The organism is Microbacterium sp. Y356 (assembly GCF_059445355.1).
In genome coordinates this window covers 347,827-362,584 of the sequence record NZ_JCAIUE010000001.1, presented here as the reverse complement: position 1 = coordinate 362,584, position 14,758 = coordinate 347,827, and the positions used below count along the sequence as shown (strand labels likewise).

Annotated in this window: 17 protein-coding genes; 8 read left to right on the top strand and 9 right to left on the bottom strand. The window is 63.8% G+C overall.

Going from position 1 to position 14,758, the window contains the following annotated elements; genetic code table 11:
- Positions 1–32: 32 nt before the first annotated feature.
- Positions 33–953, bottom strand: a complete 921-nt coding sequence (locus AC1C2Q_RS01870) for an alpha/beta fold hydrolase (protein WP_495450526.1) — start codon at positions 951–953, stop codon at positions 33–35.
- Positions 954–1,112: 159 nt separating this feature from the next.
- Here AC1C2Q_RS01870 and AC1C2Q_RS01865 point away from each other — a divergent pair, with 159 nt between their 5' ends.
- Genes AC1C2Q_RS01865 through AC1C2Q_RS01855 form a run of 3 tightly spaced genes read left to right on the top strand, consistent with a single transcriptional unit; the run spans position 1,113 to position 2,812 of the window.
- Entirely contained in the window at positions 1,113–1,589 is a 477-nt protein-coding gene (locus tag AC1C2Q_RS01865; protein ID WP_495429365.1) for a carboxymuconolactone decarboxylase family protein, read from the top strand.
- Entirely contained in the window at positions 1,586–2,293 is a 708-nt protein-coding gene (locus AC1C2Q_RS01860; RefSeq protein ID WP_495429364.1) for a tyrosine-protein phosphatase, read from the top strand. The genes AC1C2Q_RS01865 and AC1C2Q_RS01860 overlap by 4 nt, the downstream gene beginning before the upstream one ends.
- A 48-nt stretch (positions 2,294–2,341) precedes the next feature.
- The gene (locus tag AC1C2Q_RS01855; protein WP_495429363.1) at positions 2,342–2,812 is read left to right on the top strand and encodes an SIP domain-containing protein; all 471 of its coding nucleotides are present in this window, start codon (positions 2,342–2,344) and stop codon (positions 2,810–2,812) included.
- A 55-nt stretch (positions 2,813–2,867) separates the two neighbouring features.
- On the opposite strand, the gene AC1C2Q_RS01850 is transcribed toward AC1C2Q_RS01855, so the two are convergent.
- The 4 genes from AC1C2Q_RS01850 to AC1C2Q_RS01835 all read right to left on the bottom strand — a co-directional run bounded on the left by AC1C2Q_RS01850 (position 2,868) and on the right by AC1C2Q_RS01835 (position 6,998).
- On the bottom strand, positions 2,868–3,299 hold the full coding sequence (locus AC1C2Q_RS01850; protein WP_495448785.1) for a Fe-S oxidoreductase: 432 nt from the start codon (positions 3,297–3,299) through the stop codon (positions 2,868–2,870).
- Positions 3,296–4,093 carry an arginase family protein gene (locus tag AC1C2Q_RS01845; RefSeq protein ID WP_495448784.1) on the bottom strand — a complete coding sequence of 266 codons (798 nt, stop codon included), beginning with the start codon at positions 4,091–4,093 and terminating at the stop codon, positions 3,296–3,298. The genes AC1C2Q_RS01850 and AC1C2Q_RS01845 overlap by 4 nt, the downstream gene beginning before the upstream one ends.
- A 60-nt stretch (positions 4,094–4,153) precedes the next feature.
- Entirely contained in the window at positions 4,154–4,888 is a 735-nt protein-coding gene (locus tag AC1C2Q_RS01840; protein ID WP_495448783.1) for a PspA/IM30 family protein, read from the bottom strand.
- A gap of 67 nt (positions 4,889–4,955) precedes the next feature.
- Positions 4,956–6,998 carry a TPM domain-containing protein gene (locus tag AC1C2Q_RS01835; protein WP_495448782.1) on the bottom strand — a complete coding sequence of 681 codons (2,043 nt, stop codon included), beginning with the start codon at positions 6,996–6,998 and terminating at the stop codon, positions 4,956–4,958.
- A 123-nt stretch (positions 6,999–7,121) separates the two neighbouring features.
- On the opposite strand from AC1C2Q_RS01835, the gene AC1C2Q_RS01830 reads away from it, so the two are divergent.
- From AC1C2Q_RS01830 to AC1C2Q_RS01815, 4 genes are read left to right on the top strand one after another with little or no spacing between them, the layout of a single operon-like run.
- A complete protein-coding gene (locus AC1C2Q_RS01830; protein ID WP_495448781.1) occupies positions 7,122–7,955 on the top strand; it encodes a DUF3097 domain-containing protein in 834 nt (277 codons plus the stop codon).
- Between the two features lie 16 nt (positions 7,956–7,971).
- Positions 7,972–8,697, top strand: coding sequence for a tRNA (guanosine(46)-N7)-methyltransferase TrmB (trmB, locus tag AC1C2Q_RS01825; RefSeq protein ID WP_495448780.1), 726 nt, complete (start codon positions 7,972–7,974; stop codon positions 8,695–8,697).
- A 14-nt stretch (positions 8,698–8,711) separates the two neighbouring features.
- Positions 8,712–9,590 carry a CPBP family intramembrane glutamic endopeptidase gene (locus tag AC1C2Q_RS01820; protein ID WP_495450525.1) on the top strand — a complete coding sequence of 293 codons (879 nt, stop codon included), beginning with the start codon at positions 8,712–8,714 and terminating at the stop codon, positions 9,588–9,590.
- 30 nt (positions 9,591–9,620) lie between these two features.
- Positions 9,621–10,013 (top strand): DUF1304 domain-containing protein, encoded by a 393-nt coding sequence (locus AC1C2Q_RS01815; RefSeq protein WP_495429356.1) that lies wholly within the window; start codon positions 9,621–9,623, stop codon positions 10,011–10,013.
- Here the strand turns inward: AC1C2Q_RS01815 and AC1C2Q_RS01810 are convergent.
- The 3 genes from AC1C2Q_RS01810 to AC1C2Q_RS01800 all read right to left on the bottom strand — a co-directional run bounded on the left by AC1C2Q_RS01810 (position 10,006) and on the right by AC1C2Q_RS01800 (position 13,091).
- On the bottom strand, positions 10,006–10,638 hold the full coding sequence (locus AC1C2Q_RS01810; protein WP_495448779.1) for a GyrI-like domain-containing protein: 633 nt from the start codon (positions 10,636–10,638) through the stop codon (positions 10,006–10,008). The two genes, AC1C2Q_RS01815 and AC1C2Q_RS01810, sit on opposite strands and share 8 nt — an antisense overlap.
- A gap of 10 nt (positions 10,639–10,648) precedes the next feature.
- On the bottom strand, positions 10,649–12,073 hold the full coding sequence (gene thrC, locus AC1C2Q_RS01805) for a threonine synthase (RefSeq protein ID WP_495448778.1): 1,425 nt from the start codon (positions 12,071–12,073) through the stop codon (positions 10,649–10,651).
- Between the two features lie 73 nt (positions 12,074–12,146).
- Positions 12,147–13,091 carry a DMT family transporter gene (locus tag AC1C2Q_RS01800; RefSeq protein WP_495448777.1) on the bottom strand — a complete coding sequence of 315 codons (945 nt, stop codon included), beginning with the start codon at positions 13,089–13,091 and terminating at the stop codon, positions 12,147–12,149.
- A gap of 72 nt (positions 13,092–13,163) precedes the next feature.
- Here AC1C2Q_RS01800 and AC1C2Q_RS01795 point away from each other — a divergent pair, with 72 nt between their 5' ends.
- Complete coding sequence (locus AC1C2Q_RS01795) at positions 13,164–14,111, top strand: LysR family transcriptional regulator (RefSeq protein ID WP_495448776.1); 948 nt, start codon at positions 13,164–13,166, stop codon at positions 14,109–14,111.
- Here the strand turns inward: AC1C2Q_RS01795 and AC1C2Q_RS01790 are convergent.
- On the bottom strand, positions 14,105–14,716 hold the full coding sequence (locus AC1C2Q_RS01790; RefSeq protein ID WP_495448775.1) for a Pr6Pr family membrane protein: 612 nt from the start codon (positions 14,714–14,716) through the stop codon (positions 14,105–14,107). The two genes, AC1C2Q_RS01795 and AC1C2Q_RS01790, sit on opposite strands and share 7 nt — an antisense overlap.
- Positions 14,717–14,758: the final 42 nt, after the last annotated feature.

The window sequence follows — 14,758 nt, the reverse complement described above, 5'->3', positions numbered from 1 at the left end:
ACTCAGAACAGTGGAATGCGGCGTCACATTCCTCAGGCGGGCGCCTTCACCGAAGCGCGGATGAGATCGGCGAGCTCTTTGGGCGCTGTCTCCTGCACATTGTGGGTAGCGACGACGTTGATCACTTGCGCGGTCGGCACGAGACGCTGCAGTTCGACACCATCGGCTTCGCTGACGAAACCTGAGGTGGCCCGCACGAGCGTGATGGGTGCTTTTGCCCCGGCAAGGTCATCCCAGCCGGTGGTGGCGAGGATCGGCGGCGTCGCGTTGTCGGTAGCGGGCGCGGCCAGTGCACGGGATGCGAGGTGAGCGAAGTGATGCTTCCACTCGATGCGACCGTCCGGACGTACGCGGGTGTTGAGGAAGACTCCCCGCTCGGTGTCGGGGCGCGAACCGCCGAAGCCGAGTGAGATCGCGCGATCGACCAGTTCATCGCGGGTGGCGAAATCGGTGGGGCCCTCGTAGAACTTGCGGAGGACCGCTGGGCCGCCGGAGGTGTCGATACCCGGCGTGATGTCGACGGTGATCAGTTCGCGCACCAAGTCAGGACGAGTGGATGCCACGGCGGCCGCGGTCAGCCCACCGAGAGACTGGCCAACCAGCACCTGCGGCTCTGAGGTCCACTGCTCAAGCGCGATGACAACATCGGCGGCGAGAGTGCGGGCGGAATAGTCCACGTCATCGCGCCAGCTTGAATCTCCGTGGCCAGCGAGATCGATCGCGAGAGTCGGTTCGCGCAGCAGGAGTGCAGTTGTGTCCCACGTGTGAGCATTGAGGCCAGCGCCGTGCAGCAGCGTGACGGTCGGAGCATCTTCTCCGTAGCGGAGCGCACTCAGCACGCGGCCGTCTGGAAGTGTCAGCGTGAGGCGCGTGACAGTAGCCACCTCCACTCCGAGCGCCCGTGCCTGGTGCGGAAGGTAGCTGAACTCATCGATTTCTGTCGCCACGGCAATATTCTGACCCTCAAACCCTGGCGCAGGAAATGCAAGAGCAAAGCAACAAGTACAAGTTCGCAATTGCTATGCAAATATATGTACATGCTTGGTTTTTGCTTGTCATATTGAATCTCGCTCGAGGGTGAGTCTGTCAGCGTGCCGTCCTATCATTGAGACATGAGCGAGACGCGGGTGCACCTGTCCAAGACCGAGCCGACGGCCTACCAGGCCTTGGATGCGTTCTCGCGGACTGTGGGGCAGATCTGTGCGGAGAACGGGATTGATGACCGGCTGAAGGAGCTCGTCATGATCCACAGTTCGCAGCTCAATGGGTGCGCCTATTGCACGCGCGTGCACGTCGATCGCGCTGCCGCGGCAGGAATCGACGCAGACACCCTCACGCAGATCCCCACCTGGCGAGAGAGCGGAGTCTTCTCTGATCGTGAGTGCGCTGCCCTGGAGCTCGCTGAAGCGTTCACCTTCATTCACGAGGATGGCATCCCTGACGAGGTATACGACAGGGTCGGCAGTGTTTTTACTGAGAAGGAGTACGCAGCGCTGAGCTGGGCGTGCATTTCGATCAACGCCTTCAATCGCGTTGTCATCGCCGGCCGTTACCCGGTTCCGGCGCGCGGTGCGCAGGTGACCGCGTGACCGTCATCCAGGTCGATGGTGTCTTCAACTTCCGCGATGTCGGCGGGATGCCGACTCAGCATGGGCGGATTCGCGAGGGCAAGCTTCTGAGATCGGGAAATCTCGTCGCAGCAACAGATGCGGGCGTTGCTGAGTTGGAGCGACGCGTCACTCACGTTGTCGATTTGCGCGATGGACAGGAGGTGGCTGCAGCGCCCTCAGCGACGAAGGCCATCGCGACGACCCATCTGCCGCTTTTTCTCGGATCGGTTGCGTCGTTTTTCGACGACGACCTCAGCCTCGATCAGATGTATCGCCAACTGCTCGAGGAGAGCGGCGAACGACTTGTGGATGCGATCCGCGTGATCGCACGTGGTGAGTCGACGCTCGTGCACTGCACGGTTGGCAAGGATCGCACCGGTGTCACTGTCGCGCTCGCCCTCGCGGCGGTCGGCGCAGATCGGGGAGCGATCATCGCTGACTACGCGCTCACGGCGTCGCAGTTGCCCCAGGAACGAAATCGCAAGATCGTGACGTTCCTGCAGACGCAGCATCCCGAGGCCAAGCACGCGGTGGCTCTGGCCACGTTGTCGCCTGCCGAAGTCATGCGGAGCCTGCTGGACGAGGTGGATGCACGTTGGGGTTCGGCAGCTGAGTACCTCGTCGCGAATGGGCTCACGGATGCCGAACTCGCAGATCTGCGAACCGCACTTGTAGAAGACTGAAAGCGACCAAGGTTAGGCAACCCTTCACCGGTGCTATGCTTGGGGATCATGACGACCTCCACCTTCGTTCGCAGCGGACGCGCCCAGCGCCGAGCCGCACGTCTGAGCGCGCATCACCTGGTGACCGCTGACGAGAACTCTCTGGTCGAACTCGAGGTCTTCCTGGCCACGCTCCCGATGTGCGCCTCTGGCCGCGTCTTCATCGAGGTTCCCGAGGTGAGCGACATCAGCGTTGTCGATGTTCCGGCTCGGATGACGGTCACCTGGCTCGCACGCTCATCGCGTTCCGGCGCCCCGGGCACCGGGCGCTCGTGTGCACCTGGTGCGGCTCTGGCTCGAGCCACCTGCGCATGGGCAGATGAGATGCTGTGCGACGATGCGACGCCCACGCGGGTGACACTTTTCGGGGGATACCTGGGTACCGCCGACATCGTCGAGCACCTCACTGACTCACTCGAGGTGCCGGTCTCCATGATCCAGACGCCCGAGCGCTTCGGTCTGCTGTCTGCTGACCACTGAGCGCCTGCCGCTGAGTGCCGACTGGTAGTCACTCCGCGCCGACTGCTGAACAACGTCAGCGACGCACGTAGTTCCCGTCTTCCAGCCCCGCTTCGATCTCAAAGCGGTTGCGCAGCGGGTTGCGGCCCGCGAACAGGTAGAGCACCGGCATCAGGAATCCGTAGCGCAGCCACTGCGCCTTGTGCACCGCCTCGTGTCGCAGCATGGCCTCGCTCGGGTTCGTGTCTCCGGTCAGAAAGCATCCGCCGACGCACACACCACCGCGATTGAACGTCCACTTCGGCATGCCGCGAAACACCCATAGACCCTGTCTGCGTTCGATGGGGCCTGTGCTCCACAGCCCTCCCCATAGCCAGCCGACGCCGGTGCCCCAGGCGTAGCCAAGTCGACTGATCGGCGAACGCAGCAGGAACGAGGGGATGCGTCGGTCGAAGCGTCGCCCCTGCGCGAGCGACGCCTCGGCGGCTGGTTGCCAGTCTGAACTCATGCGATGGCGCCGACGAGTCGCAGGATCGTGCCGAGGTCATCGACAGCATCCACCGGTGACCGTGGCGCGAAACCGGCGATTGTCGCACCAGCTAGAGGCACGCGCGCGCGGAGCGCGCGAACAGCGGCAGCCAGCGCGGCAGGACTGATGCCGAACGGTGCCGCGTCAGAGACGCCCGCGATTTCGGCGGGGTCGAGCACGTCGACGTCGATATGCACCCAGACCCGCTTCGCGCCGGTCGCCGCGACGGCGTCAGCCAGAGCGTCAGGGTCGCTCAGATCGTCGACGCTCAGCCGGGTAAGTGTCGCGAGCGACGCCTCCTCGGCGTCGTCGATGACACGCGCGCCGACGGCGATCACACGATCGCGCGAGATTGCGGGGGAGAGTGCGAGCTGCGGTTCGCCTTCGCCGAGGATGCTGCGCAGTGCCATACCTGAGTACGCACCAGAGGGCGAGGACTCTGGGAGGTGCAGGTCTGGGTGTGCATCGCACCACACGACAGCGACGTCGTCGTAATCGATCGCACTCAATGCGGCAACCGTCACGCTGCAATCGCCACCGACGATGACTGTGTCTGGTGCCATCGCATCGGCGACCAAAGAACGAACTCGCTGGATCGAGCTCAGCCGGTGCACACCGGTGCCGAGTGAATCGCCCGCCTCAATCGGCACGTCGAGAACGGTCGTCGCATTGCGGGGTAGATCACCCGCGATTGCAGATGCGCCGTCGACGAGCAGCATCGCGCGCGCGGCAGGAGAGCCCTGCCATTGTGGAACCACGAGAAAGCGGGCCACAGGGACCTCCAAAAGTGAATGGGGATGTCCCGGGCACGTCGGCCCGGGACATCCGGAGTCTCAGGACTCGAGCTGTGACTGCGGCCTGCCGGCCTTCAGTTCGGCAAGTCGGGCCTCGACCTCGGTGAGCTCACCGAGATCTTCCAGGCTCTCGAACTGTGCGTCGAGGCTGGATGCTGCAAGCTCCACCTTGCCGGCTGCAAGTGCCTCCTGGCGGCGAACCTTGTCTTCGAAGCGGCCGAGTTCGCTGGTCGGGTCGAGCACGTTGATCGACGAGACGGCATCCTGCACCTTGGTCTGCGCCTCGGCGACCTTCGCGCGAGCGAGCAGCTCGCTGCGCTTCGCCTTGAGCTCGCCGAGCTTGTCCTTCATGCCGTTCAGCCCGCTCTTGAGCTTGTCGACGACCTCTGTCTGCGAGCTGATGGTCGGCTCTGCCCCGGCCGCCTCACGCTCGGCGCCGATCTGGCGTTGCAGCGCGATCTTCGCGAGACTGTCGAACTTGTCGGCGTCGCTGGCGTCGCCCGCTCCGCGCAGCTCGTCGGCCTTCCGGCTCGCGGCAAGAGCCTTGTTGCCCCAGTTTTTTGCAGACTGGACGTCTTCTTCATGGTCACGCTCGAGGAGGCGCAGGTTCCCGATGGTCTCGGCGATCGCTGCCTCGGCGTCGGCGACATTGTTCGTGTAGTCGCGCACGAGCTGATCGATCATCTTCTGCGGGTCTTCCGCAGAGTCGATCATCGAGTTGATGTTGGCCTTCATCAGCGTGGAGATGCGACCGAAGATGGACTGTTTGGTCATTGTGTTTCCTTTCGGTTGAGACGGAGTCTTTTGAAGTTGTGCACGTCGTGAGAACAGGGGAGAGATGTTAGAAGCGCCCCCCTCCGGAGCGTCCGCTGCGGCCGCTGGAGCGACTGCCACCACCGAAGCCGGAGCTGCGGAATCCGCCGCCGCTGCTGCCGCTGGAACGCCAGCTGCTGCGGTGCGATGATCCGCCACTGCCACCGCCGGCGAGCAGACCGCCGATGATGCCACCGAGAATGTCGCCGCCTAGGCCAGAGTTGTTGGACCCCCGTGACGAGCCCCCGAAGATGCCACCGCCCCAGTTGTCGTCCTGGTATTGGCCGCGGTCGTAACCGTTCACATCCGACTGCGCTGAGGAGCGTGCCTGTCGGGCGAGATCGAGGGCACGCTGCGCCTCTGCGAGGGCGGCCTGGGGATCGCTCGCACGAAGGCTCTCCGCCTGCGTGAGCGCGGCCTGCGCCTGAGACAATCGCGTGCGGGCGGTGGATCCGACCGAGCCACGCCGGGTCTCGACGTAGTCGCGAGCGCCGCGGACCTCTGAGGTCGCCTGCGTCAGAGTCTGCTCGAGCATCAGCTGCGCGCGGTGCGCGCGCTCGGCCGTCTCCCTGCCCTGGGCGATTGCGGCGTCGATCTGGGTGTTCGCAGCGGTGAGCGCTTCGAGCACTCGCTGGGGGCTACGTGCGGAACCGGTGAGATTCGCCTCTGCCTGCTGCAGCTGGACGGCAGTCGCCGCAGTAGCCGCGGCGATTGCTCCTGCAGTATCAGGCAGCTGCTGAGCGGCGGCGAGGTCGCTGCGCAACTCGGTAATCAGTGCCCTGGACTGCCTCTCGCTTTCGGCGAGCTCTGTGCCGAGCTTGTCGATTGCCTGTGCCAGCTGCGCGGCTTGGGCGACGGACTGCTCGGCCGTGCGGATCGCGAATGCTGCCTCGCCTGAGCTGCCTGCAGCAATCGCCTGCGCTGCGGCATCGATGGAGCGGTCAGCGAGGGCCGCACGCTCCTGCGCCTGTGTGGGGTTGTCGGCGACTGTGTTCAGCGCTTCTGCGTCATAAGCGGCAGACAGTGCGGCCAGCGCGGGTGCGGCACCGTCCAGAACCGGCTGCAACTGTGCGCGTTCGCCACGGACACGTTCGAGTTCCTGCGGCGCGTTCTGCTCGAGTTTGCGGAGCGCGTCGAACGCCTCGGTGTTGTCATCGAGGAGATCATCGATCTCATCGCACAGCTGAATGATGCGGATGTGCCAGGCCCGACGATCGTGAACAGTATCTTCGATCTCGTCATCGAGCTTCTGCTTGAGGTCGAAGGCCTCTGACATCTTGGCGCTTGCCGCCTCGATTGCGCCGCTGAACGCAGCGGTCGCGCCCTCTCCGAACTGCGCCACAGCGAAGCCGAGCTCCTCACGGCTCGAGGTGATCGCATCGTCAGCCTGCACGAGCGCGGAACCCGCCTGAGTCTCGACCTGCTCGTCGGTCAACGTCGAGAACGGGTCATTGGGGTCGGGGGTTTCCGGCATGGCGCCGCGTCTGCGAATCTCGGCATTCTTGCGAGCGCGTCTGATCAGCGCGACGACCAGCCAGATTACGAGCGCAAGGACCACGATGCCCGCGATGATCAAGAAGACCCGCAAGGCACCGGCTCCGCCGTCGCCCTGAACCTCATCGGCAGCGAGGATGATCGCGCCATGCCAGTCGCTCTGTGCGAGCAGGGGCTGGATCTTGTCTTCGATGTCGTCGAGCTTGCTGAAACTCAGCGGTCCGTCTTCAGCCGCAGAAATATAGAAGTTGCGTCCCTCGGTTGAGATCGCCAGCAGGTACTGCTCCGGGCCGAGATTGTTGATCTCGGCGACCCGGTCGGCCCATGCGGTGTACTCCGACGGAGAGGTGAAGTCATCCACGAGGACGACGAAGAGATCTGCCGTCGAATTTTCGGTGAGTTCCTGGAGGCGGTCTTCAGCCGACTGCTTCTCGCTAGCGCTCAACACGCCGGCAGCATCGGTGACGTAGCCAGGATCGAGGGGGAGTGGGTCAGTAGCGAATGCCGCAGACGCGGAGAATGCTCCGAGCAGAGCGGCGAGCGTCACCGCGGCCGCAGTCAGCCACCTCGTCTTCATACGCATTCCCTCCGACCGGCCGCCGTGCCCCATGCAACGAGTCTATGCACAGCGACCGACACGCGACAGCATCCAACGCGTGAACTCCGTTCGCCATCAGCGCAGACACATACGCTGGAAGGCATGGACGACATGTATGGCTCGGATGTGCTCGCTGCGGGATGGCGGGAGCGTGGGGCAGCCCAAGTGGCGACCGTCGCCGCAGAGCGCGACCTAGTGGTTGAGGTGGCTCAGGACGGTTTCTGCGGCGCTGTGACGCGAGTCCAGGGCGGCAATGTGGAACTTGAGGATTTCCATGGACGAAAGCGACTTTTCCCGCTCGGTGGCGGGTTCATGATCGATGGCAAACCGGTGCGTCTGATCCCGCCCGCTCTGGCCAAGCAAACGACCAAGCGCACGGCATCCGGCTCGGTTGCAGTCGCCGACCAGCGTGCGCGCATTGCACTGCCCAGCCGCATCCTGGTGGAGGGAAAGCACGACGCGGAACTTGTCGAGAAGGTGTGGGGCGCTGACCTGCGAATCGAAGGCGTCGTCGTCGAGTTCCTGCAGGGGGTCGACAAGCTCGACGAGCTGCTGGCGAGCGCGCCACCGAACCCGACGCGGCGCTACGGGGTGCTGGTGGATCATCTGGTGCCGGGTTCCAAGGAATCGCGGATCACGGATGCGATCATGCGCGGGCCGCATGGCCGGCACTTGAAGATCGTCGGGCACCCGTTCATCGATGTCTGGCAGTGCGTCACTCCGAAAACACTCGGAATTGCTCGCTGGCCCGAGATTCCGCGGGGCACAGACTGGAAGACCGGAATCTGCAAGGCATTCGGCTGGCCGTACGAGACTCAGGGCGATACGGGTCGCGCATGGCAATTCATCCTCAGCAAGGTGAACTCCTATCGTGATCTGGAGCCGGCGCTGCTCGGCCGCGTCGAGGAACTCATCGACTTCGTGACCGCTCCCTGACAGATACCCTTGAGGTATGCATGATCCCCGCACTTTCCGTGATGAGCCGGTCTCCTTCGTACGCCGGAGCGGGCGGATGTCTGAGGCTCAGGAGCGAGCGTTCACCGAACTTGCACCGCAGTACTTCCTAGACGTCCCGCGTGGAGACGCCGAGACAAGCGTCCACACGGATGCGAGTCTGGATGTTGCCGCGACGTACGGCCGCGATGCCCGGCTGATCGTCGAGATCGGATCCGGCCAGGGGCACGCGATCATCTCAGCGGCATCCTCTCGTCCTGACGATGATTTCCTGGCTGTAGAGGTGTTCCGTGCGGGAATTGCGCGCACCATGCTCGATGCAGATAAGGCGGGGGTGCGAAACCTTCGACTCGTCGAGGCGAATGCGCCAGAAGTCCTGGCAACCTACCTTCCGGAGGGCAGCGCTGCGGAGGTCTGGATCTTCTTCTCCGACCCATGGCACAAGTCACGCCACAACAAGCGTCGGCTGATCCGCGAGGGTTTCGGCGCCACCGCTGCCCGCGCGCTCGAAGACGGTGGCCTGCTCCGACTCGCCACGGACTGGGAGGACTACGCGCGCCAGATGCGTCAGGTACTGGATGCCGAGCCGCAGCTGGAGCGTGCGTTCGAAGGCGACTGGGCAGGGCGTTTCGACGGACGTGTTATGACCTCTTTCGAACGCAAGGGAATCGACAAGGGACGCGACATCCGCGACCTCGTCTACCGGCGGAAGCCTCGGGCGTGACGCGTGTCTCGGGCGTGACGCGCGCCTCGACCGGGTGGGGGCCAGGACTCGTCCCCGCCGTACTGGTGTGCCTCGCAGCGCCTGCGTTCTTCGTCGCACAGTGGACCTGGCTGGGCTGGGTACTGCTTGCGGTCGGAATCGTCGCCGCCTGGGTGGTCGAACGGCGCTGGCCCGTGCAGCGGCCGACGGTGCGTGTCGGGTCACGTCTGGAATCCGCGCGCGACATCTCGGCATCCCCTTCGCTTACACGAGACCTCTCGCTCATCGCGATCGGCATGCTCATCGTCAGCGTCATCCCCTTGGCGGCCGAACTCGACAACATGGCGATGCTGCGATTCACGCTCGCGCTCGGTGGCGCCGTGGCCGTGCCTTATCTGATCTCACGATTCGTATTCCGTGACCGCGCGATCAGCTTCCCGTGGCGAACGCGCAAGCGCTGGGGGAAGTTGCAATGGGGGTGGCTGATCGCGGTGCTGGTCCTTGGCTGGCTGATCCTGCCGTTCTACTTCATCACCAGTGGGGTGTACGAGAACTGGCCGGTAGTCGACTCGCCCGAGCTGATCGCGCGACTGTTCGTCGGGGTCGGCGCGGTGGGAATCTGGGATGAGCTGTTCTTCATCTGCACTGTCTTTGCATTGCTGCGCAGACACTTTCCGGACGCTCTCGCAAACGTGCTGCAGATGGTCGTGTTCGTGTCGTTCCTGTGGGAGCTCGGCTACCGCGAGTGGGGGCCGCTGCTGACGATCCCGTTCGCGCTGTTGCAGGGCTACATCTTCCTGCGCACGCACTCGCTTGCCTACGTCGTCACGGTGCACCTGCTGTTCGACGCGGTGGTGTTCGCGGTGCTGGTGCACGCGCACAATCCAGGAATGTTGTCTATTTTCCTGCTCTGAAACACACCCGTCATGGTGGACAATCAGACAATGCTCATAATCGGTCTGGTCCTCGCTGCGGCGGCTGCCGCATTCCACGTCTTCATCTTCGCCCTCGAGTCACTGAGGTGGACGGAGCCGGAAACTCGCAAGATCTTCGGCGTCGCCAGTGAAGAGGATGCCGAGACCATGAAGCCACTGGCATTCAACCAGGGCTTTTACAATCTCTTCCTGGCGCTCACGGTGCTGCTCGGCATCGCGCTTCTGCTCTCGGGGCAGGCGACAGTCGGCCTGACTTTGGTGTTCGCTGGCACCGGAATGATGGTGGCGGCGGCTCTCGTGCTGGTGCTGTCGAACCCGAAGTTGGCGAAGTCAGCGGCGATGCAGGGTGGGATGCCTTTGCTCGCGATCATCGTCACTGCTGTGGCGGTTGCGATCAGCTGAGCGGAGCAACAGGTGCGACCGGCTGGCGCAGGAGTGTGCGGCGCTTGGTCGGATCGCCCTTGCGCGGGTCGCTGAAATAGATCTCATGGTGTTTGCCGGTCATCTGCAGCCCGTGCTGAGGGATGACGACGTCGTGCATTTCGGCGAGGACTATGGCCTCGTCGTCGAAAGCGCCGACGTGCAAAGTCTGTACACAGGTTCCTTCGGTGAATGACCCGAAGCGCACTTCATGAAAGCGTGCTTCCGCCTTCTTCGCCGCGGCCCTCGCGACGGCATCAGCGAACATCTCGTGATCAATCCAGTCGGGCTGCATGAGCATCAGCGTCCAGTCCCACTTCGACTTGTCACGCGATGCCGTGAATGATGCATGGTCGTCCGCCCACCACAGTGCTTCCAAGGGCATGACGGTGTAGTCACGGTCGAGCGTGTTCTTGCTGGCGAACTTCAGCGCGTATGCGAGGGGGTAGAGCGCCTCGATGGCCGAGGTGAACTCGGCAGAGGTGTTCGGATCGCCGTGCCCGTCGATCATGAGGTAGTTCAGCGCGGGAACATCGACGACGTCGAATCGACCCTTGTGGGCTCGGTATGCATCGATCGTCTTCTTGAAGTCGACCTTGTCGCCCATGAGCCGAGCCTCAGCCGAGCGCGTGCTCGGAGATATAGGCGCGAAGCTGCTGCTCGTCGTCGGCCATTTTCACCACACGCTGCGGGGCATCGAGGAGTGCGCGAGTCTCCGCATCTGGCTCGATCGTAGTGCCGAGCGCCTCTGCGATGAGTTCCGCGAACTTCGCAGGCTTCGCCGTCTCGAGAACAAGCATGGGTACACCGGGTTCGACGTGGTCGCGGGCGACCTTGGCGCCGTCGGCGGTGTGCGGGTCGAGGATGACCCCGCTTTTCTCGGAGAATTCACGGATCGTCGCGAGGCGGTCGTCGTGCGTGCTGGTGCCGCTGACGATGCCGAACTCGGGGAGGAAGCGATCAAGCTCGGCGGAGAGGTTGATCTCGTCGCGCTCTTCGAGCTCGTGCCACGCGGCGGCGGTGCGCTCCGGATCGCGTCCGAGCAGGTCGAAGACGAAGCGCTCCAGGTTGGAGGCGCGGGAGACATCCATCGAAGGGCTCGAGGTCGCAAGAGTGTTCTCGGCGTTACGCGGGCGGTAGTGGCCGGTGCGGAAGAACTCGTCGAGCACGTTGTTCTCGTTCGAGGCGAGCACGAGCTTGCGGATGGGGACGCCCATGCTCTTGGCATAGTGGCCGGAGAGGATGTTCCCGAAGTTGCCAGATGGCACCGCGAAAGACACCTCGAAGCCGGCGCGCTCGGCCTCCGGCAGCGTATCCGTGACGCGCAGCCATGCCCACGCGTAATACGCGATCTGGGCCGAGATGCGGCCGAAGTTGATCGAGTTCACCGCGCCAAGGCTGTGTGCGCGCTTGAAATCGAGGTCGGTTGAGAGGCGCTTGACAAGGTTCTGGCAGTCGTCGAAGACTCCTTCGACGGCGATGTTGTGCACGTTCTCGTCTTGCAATGAATACATCTGTGCGCGCTGGAATGCGCTCATGCGTCCCTGTGGGGAGAGCATGAAGACGGAGACACGCTCGCGTCCGCGCAGGGCATGCTCTGCGGCAGAGCCGGTGTCACCCGAGGTGGCTCCGAGCACGTTTAGTACCCGGTCGCTCTTTTCGAGCACGTACTCCAGTGCCTCGCCGAGGAACTGCATCGCCATGTCTTTGAACGCCAGGGTGGGCCCCTCAGACAGCCCGACGAGAGTCATGCCCTCGCCGATGTCGCTCAGGGGGACGATCTCGTCCGCCATGAATTTGCCGCCACCGTATGCCGCCTCGCAGAGCCGAGCGAGATCCTCACGGGGGATGTCGGTGGCGAACAGGCCGATGATCGAGGTCGCAAGCTGGGGGTAGGTCAGTAGCCGCAGCCGCTCAAGGTCGTCGGTGCTCAGCTGCGGAAGGTGCTCGGGAACGGCCAGTCCGCCGTTCGGGGCTAGCCCCTCAAGGAGGACATCGCAGAACTGCCCGAGAGTGCCGCCGCGTGTGGAGATGTACTGCAAGTCTCGAACCTCGATTGTGCTGGGGGATGGATGCCAGGACGTCGCTTCTATCGTAGAGCGTGGGATGGTGACATTACGTCGCGTTCTCTCGCGCCGTCGAGTCCTCCCTTAGGGGGCCGGTGGCCTGTTCACGCCAGCGACGTTCGGCTCGAGCACCCCACCACGTCGCGAAGAGAAGTATCGCCGCGCCCACAAACCCGAGCGGCCCGATCCGGTCTCCGGCGATGAGCACTCCCACCACAAGCGCCCATCCGGGTTCCGTGCCGAGAAGCATGCCGGCGCGCGAGGCCGAGGTGTGTTTGGTGGCCCACAGCTGTCCGAGGAACGCGACAATCGTGCAGCCCAGTACGAGGTAGACGACCACGAGCCAGTTCGTCGCGGTGAAGTCAGGCATGTGCTCCAGCAGGGAACTCCCACCCCAGATCGCGAAGATGATCGCGCCGAAGGTGATCTCGACGGTCGTCAACCCCCAGACATCGGCATCCCTGCCCACGGTGAACCGCGCTTCTGCCACACCGAGAAGCGCCCGCGTCACCGCAGCGACCAGGATGAGCCCGTCGCCGAGGTTGACAGTGATGAATCCATTTCCACTGACCAGAAGCGCGATCCCCGCGAGCGCGAGCACGATGCTTCCGATCAGCGGTGCGGAAAGACGCCTCCGGGTGAAAGTGGATTCGAGAATCGGGATCAGGAGGATAGACAGTGCAATGATCAAGCCTGCGTTTGTAGCGCTCGTGAGGGTGACCCCGATCGTCTCCAGCGCGATCGTCGCGGCACGCAGAGATCCGAGCAGAATGCCGGGGAGAGCGGATTGTCGAAGCGTGGTGCGTGGGCGAGCGAAGCTCAGGGCTACCAGAATCACAGCGGCCGGCACGAAGCGCGCGCACATCACGGCGGCCGCTGATGAGGCCATCGCCAGGTCTTGCGTGGCGAGATAGCTGCCTCCCCAGAGAATCGCCACGAGTAGGAGCACTGCGTCGGGAAGCAGTCGGCGAAGGGGCGAGGCTGAGAGGGTCACCGTGTCACGGTACTGATGGTGATCCATGCAGAACAACGGGCACTGTCTTCACCATCCCATAAGGTGGGCTTCATGGAAGTGCATCACCTCCGGACACTGCGCGAACTCAGAGACAGGGGATCGGTCACCGCGGTGGCCGCGGCCCTGCACTTGTCTGCTTCGGCGGTGTCACAGCAGCTCGCTGCGTTGCAGAGGGGAGTGCCGATTGCGCTCACCGAGCAGCGAGGCCGAGTGCTGGTACTCACTCCTGCGGGTGAACGGCTTGCAGATGCCGGTGGTGAGGTGCTGGAATCATTGGCGCGCGCGGAGAACTCGGTGGCCGATTACCTTGAGGCGCGCCAGGAGCTCGTTTCCGTCACCGCCTTCCACAGCGCGGGCTTGGCATGGTTTCCGTCGTTGATCGCGGGCAGCCTTGCTGATCCAGAGGGACCGATGGTGCGTTGCCGGGACGAAGACGTGTCGGTCGAGAAATTCGTCGACCTGGTCAGCGAGCACGACATCGTGATCGCTCACCGCCCCTTGACGGCAGAGCTGTGGCCCGCAAGCCGCGTGCACGTCACCCCTGTGTTGCAGGAGCCGATCGACGTGGCGCTTCATCGCGAGCATCCGCTCGCTAAACGTAGGACGGTGCGTCTGTCTGACCTGGCAGACGAGACGTGGGTAGCGGCGCACGAGGGATACGCGCTCGAACCTCTCATCGTGCAGGCACTGGCGGCGAGTGCGGGCGCCCCGATCCGGATTGCTCACCGGGTGAACGAGTTCAATCTGGTCGCGGCGATCATCGCCGAGACGCGCGCCGTCGGGTTGTTGCCTCGTTACACCGGCCTTGTCTCACATTTTCGAGATCATGTGGTGCTTCGCCCGATTGAAGGGTTGGCGATGGGGCGGCACATTGACATCCTCACCCGACCGGAAGCGCAGGCGAGAGCGAGCACACGCACCGTGATCGATCGATTCGTGAGGATTGCGGAAGAAACGCGGCTCCGTGCCGAACAGCAGTTCGACTCGCCAAATCACTGAACGTCGACGACTCGCATCCTGCTCGCAGCCCACACGACGCCGCCCGCAGCGAGAAGCGCGAGCAGCAGGCCCGCGATGTGAAGCCAAAGCGAGAGCGCGCCACGCTCTGGCAGCAGAAAGCCGTACGGAACCCACCCGTCTGTGACGCCGCGCACGAGAACGACAATCAACCAGATCACCGGGTAGGGGAGCACGATCCACAGCCGACGCCAGGTCAGTGACGGCCGGTCGCGAACGAGCATCCAATCGAGGAGCGCGGCGATCGGGAAGACCGCGTGCAGGATGAAGCTCACCCACGGCGGCGCCGAGCCGGTGCCCGGTACCAGCAGGTTGTAGATCACCCCGACGATGATGAGACAGGTCACCGCGATCGCTCTGGCGTGGATGAGCCAGGAGGGCACCGGGCGCCGGACGAGAGCTAACGACCCGGTTGCGATCAGAATGACGCAGGTGAGCAGCGTCGTCTGATTCGTGAAGTACCCGAAGTAGTCGAACGGGTTGCTGTCGCCGGCGGCGATGCGCAACAGATATGCGTAGACGAGGATGCCGAGGATCATCGTCGCACCTGCGATGCGCGCGATTCCCACGATCTGCGCTGAAGTCACTTGTTGAAAGTATCGGATGCGCTATCGTGTCGCGGAACGCAT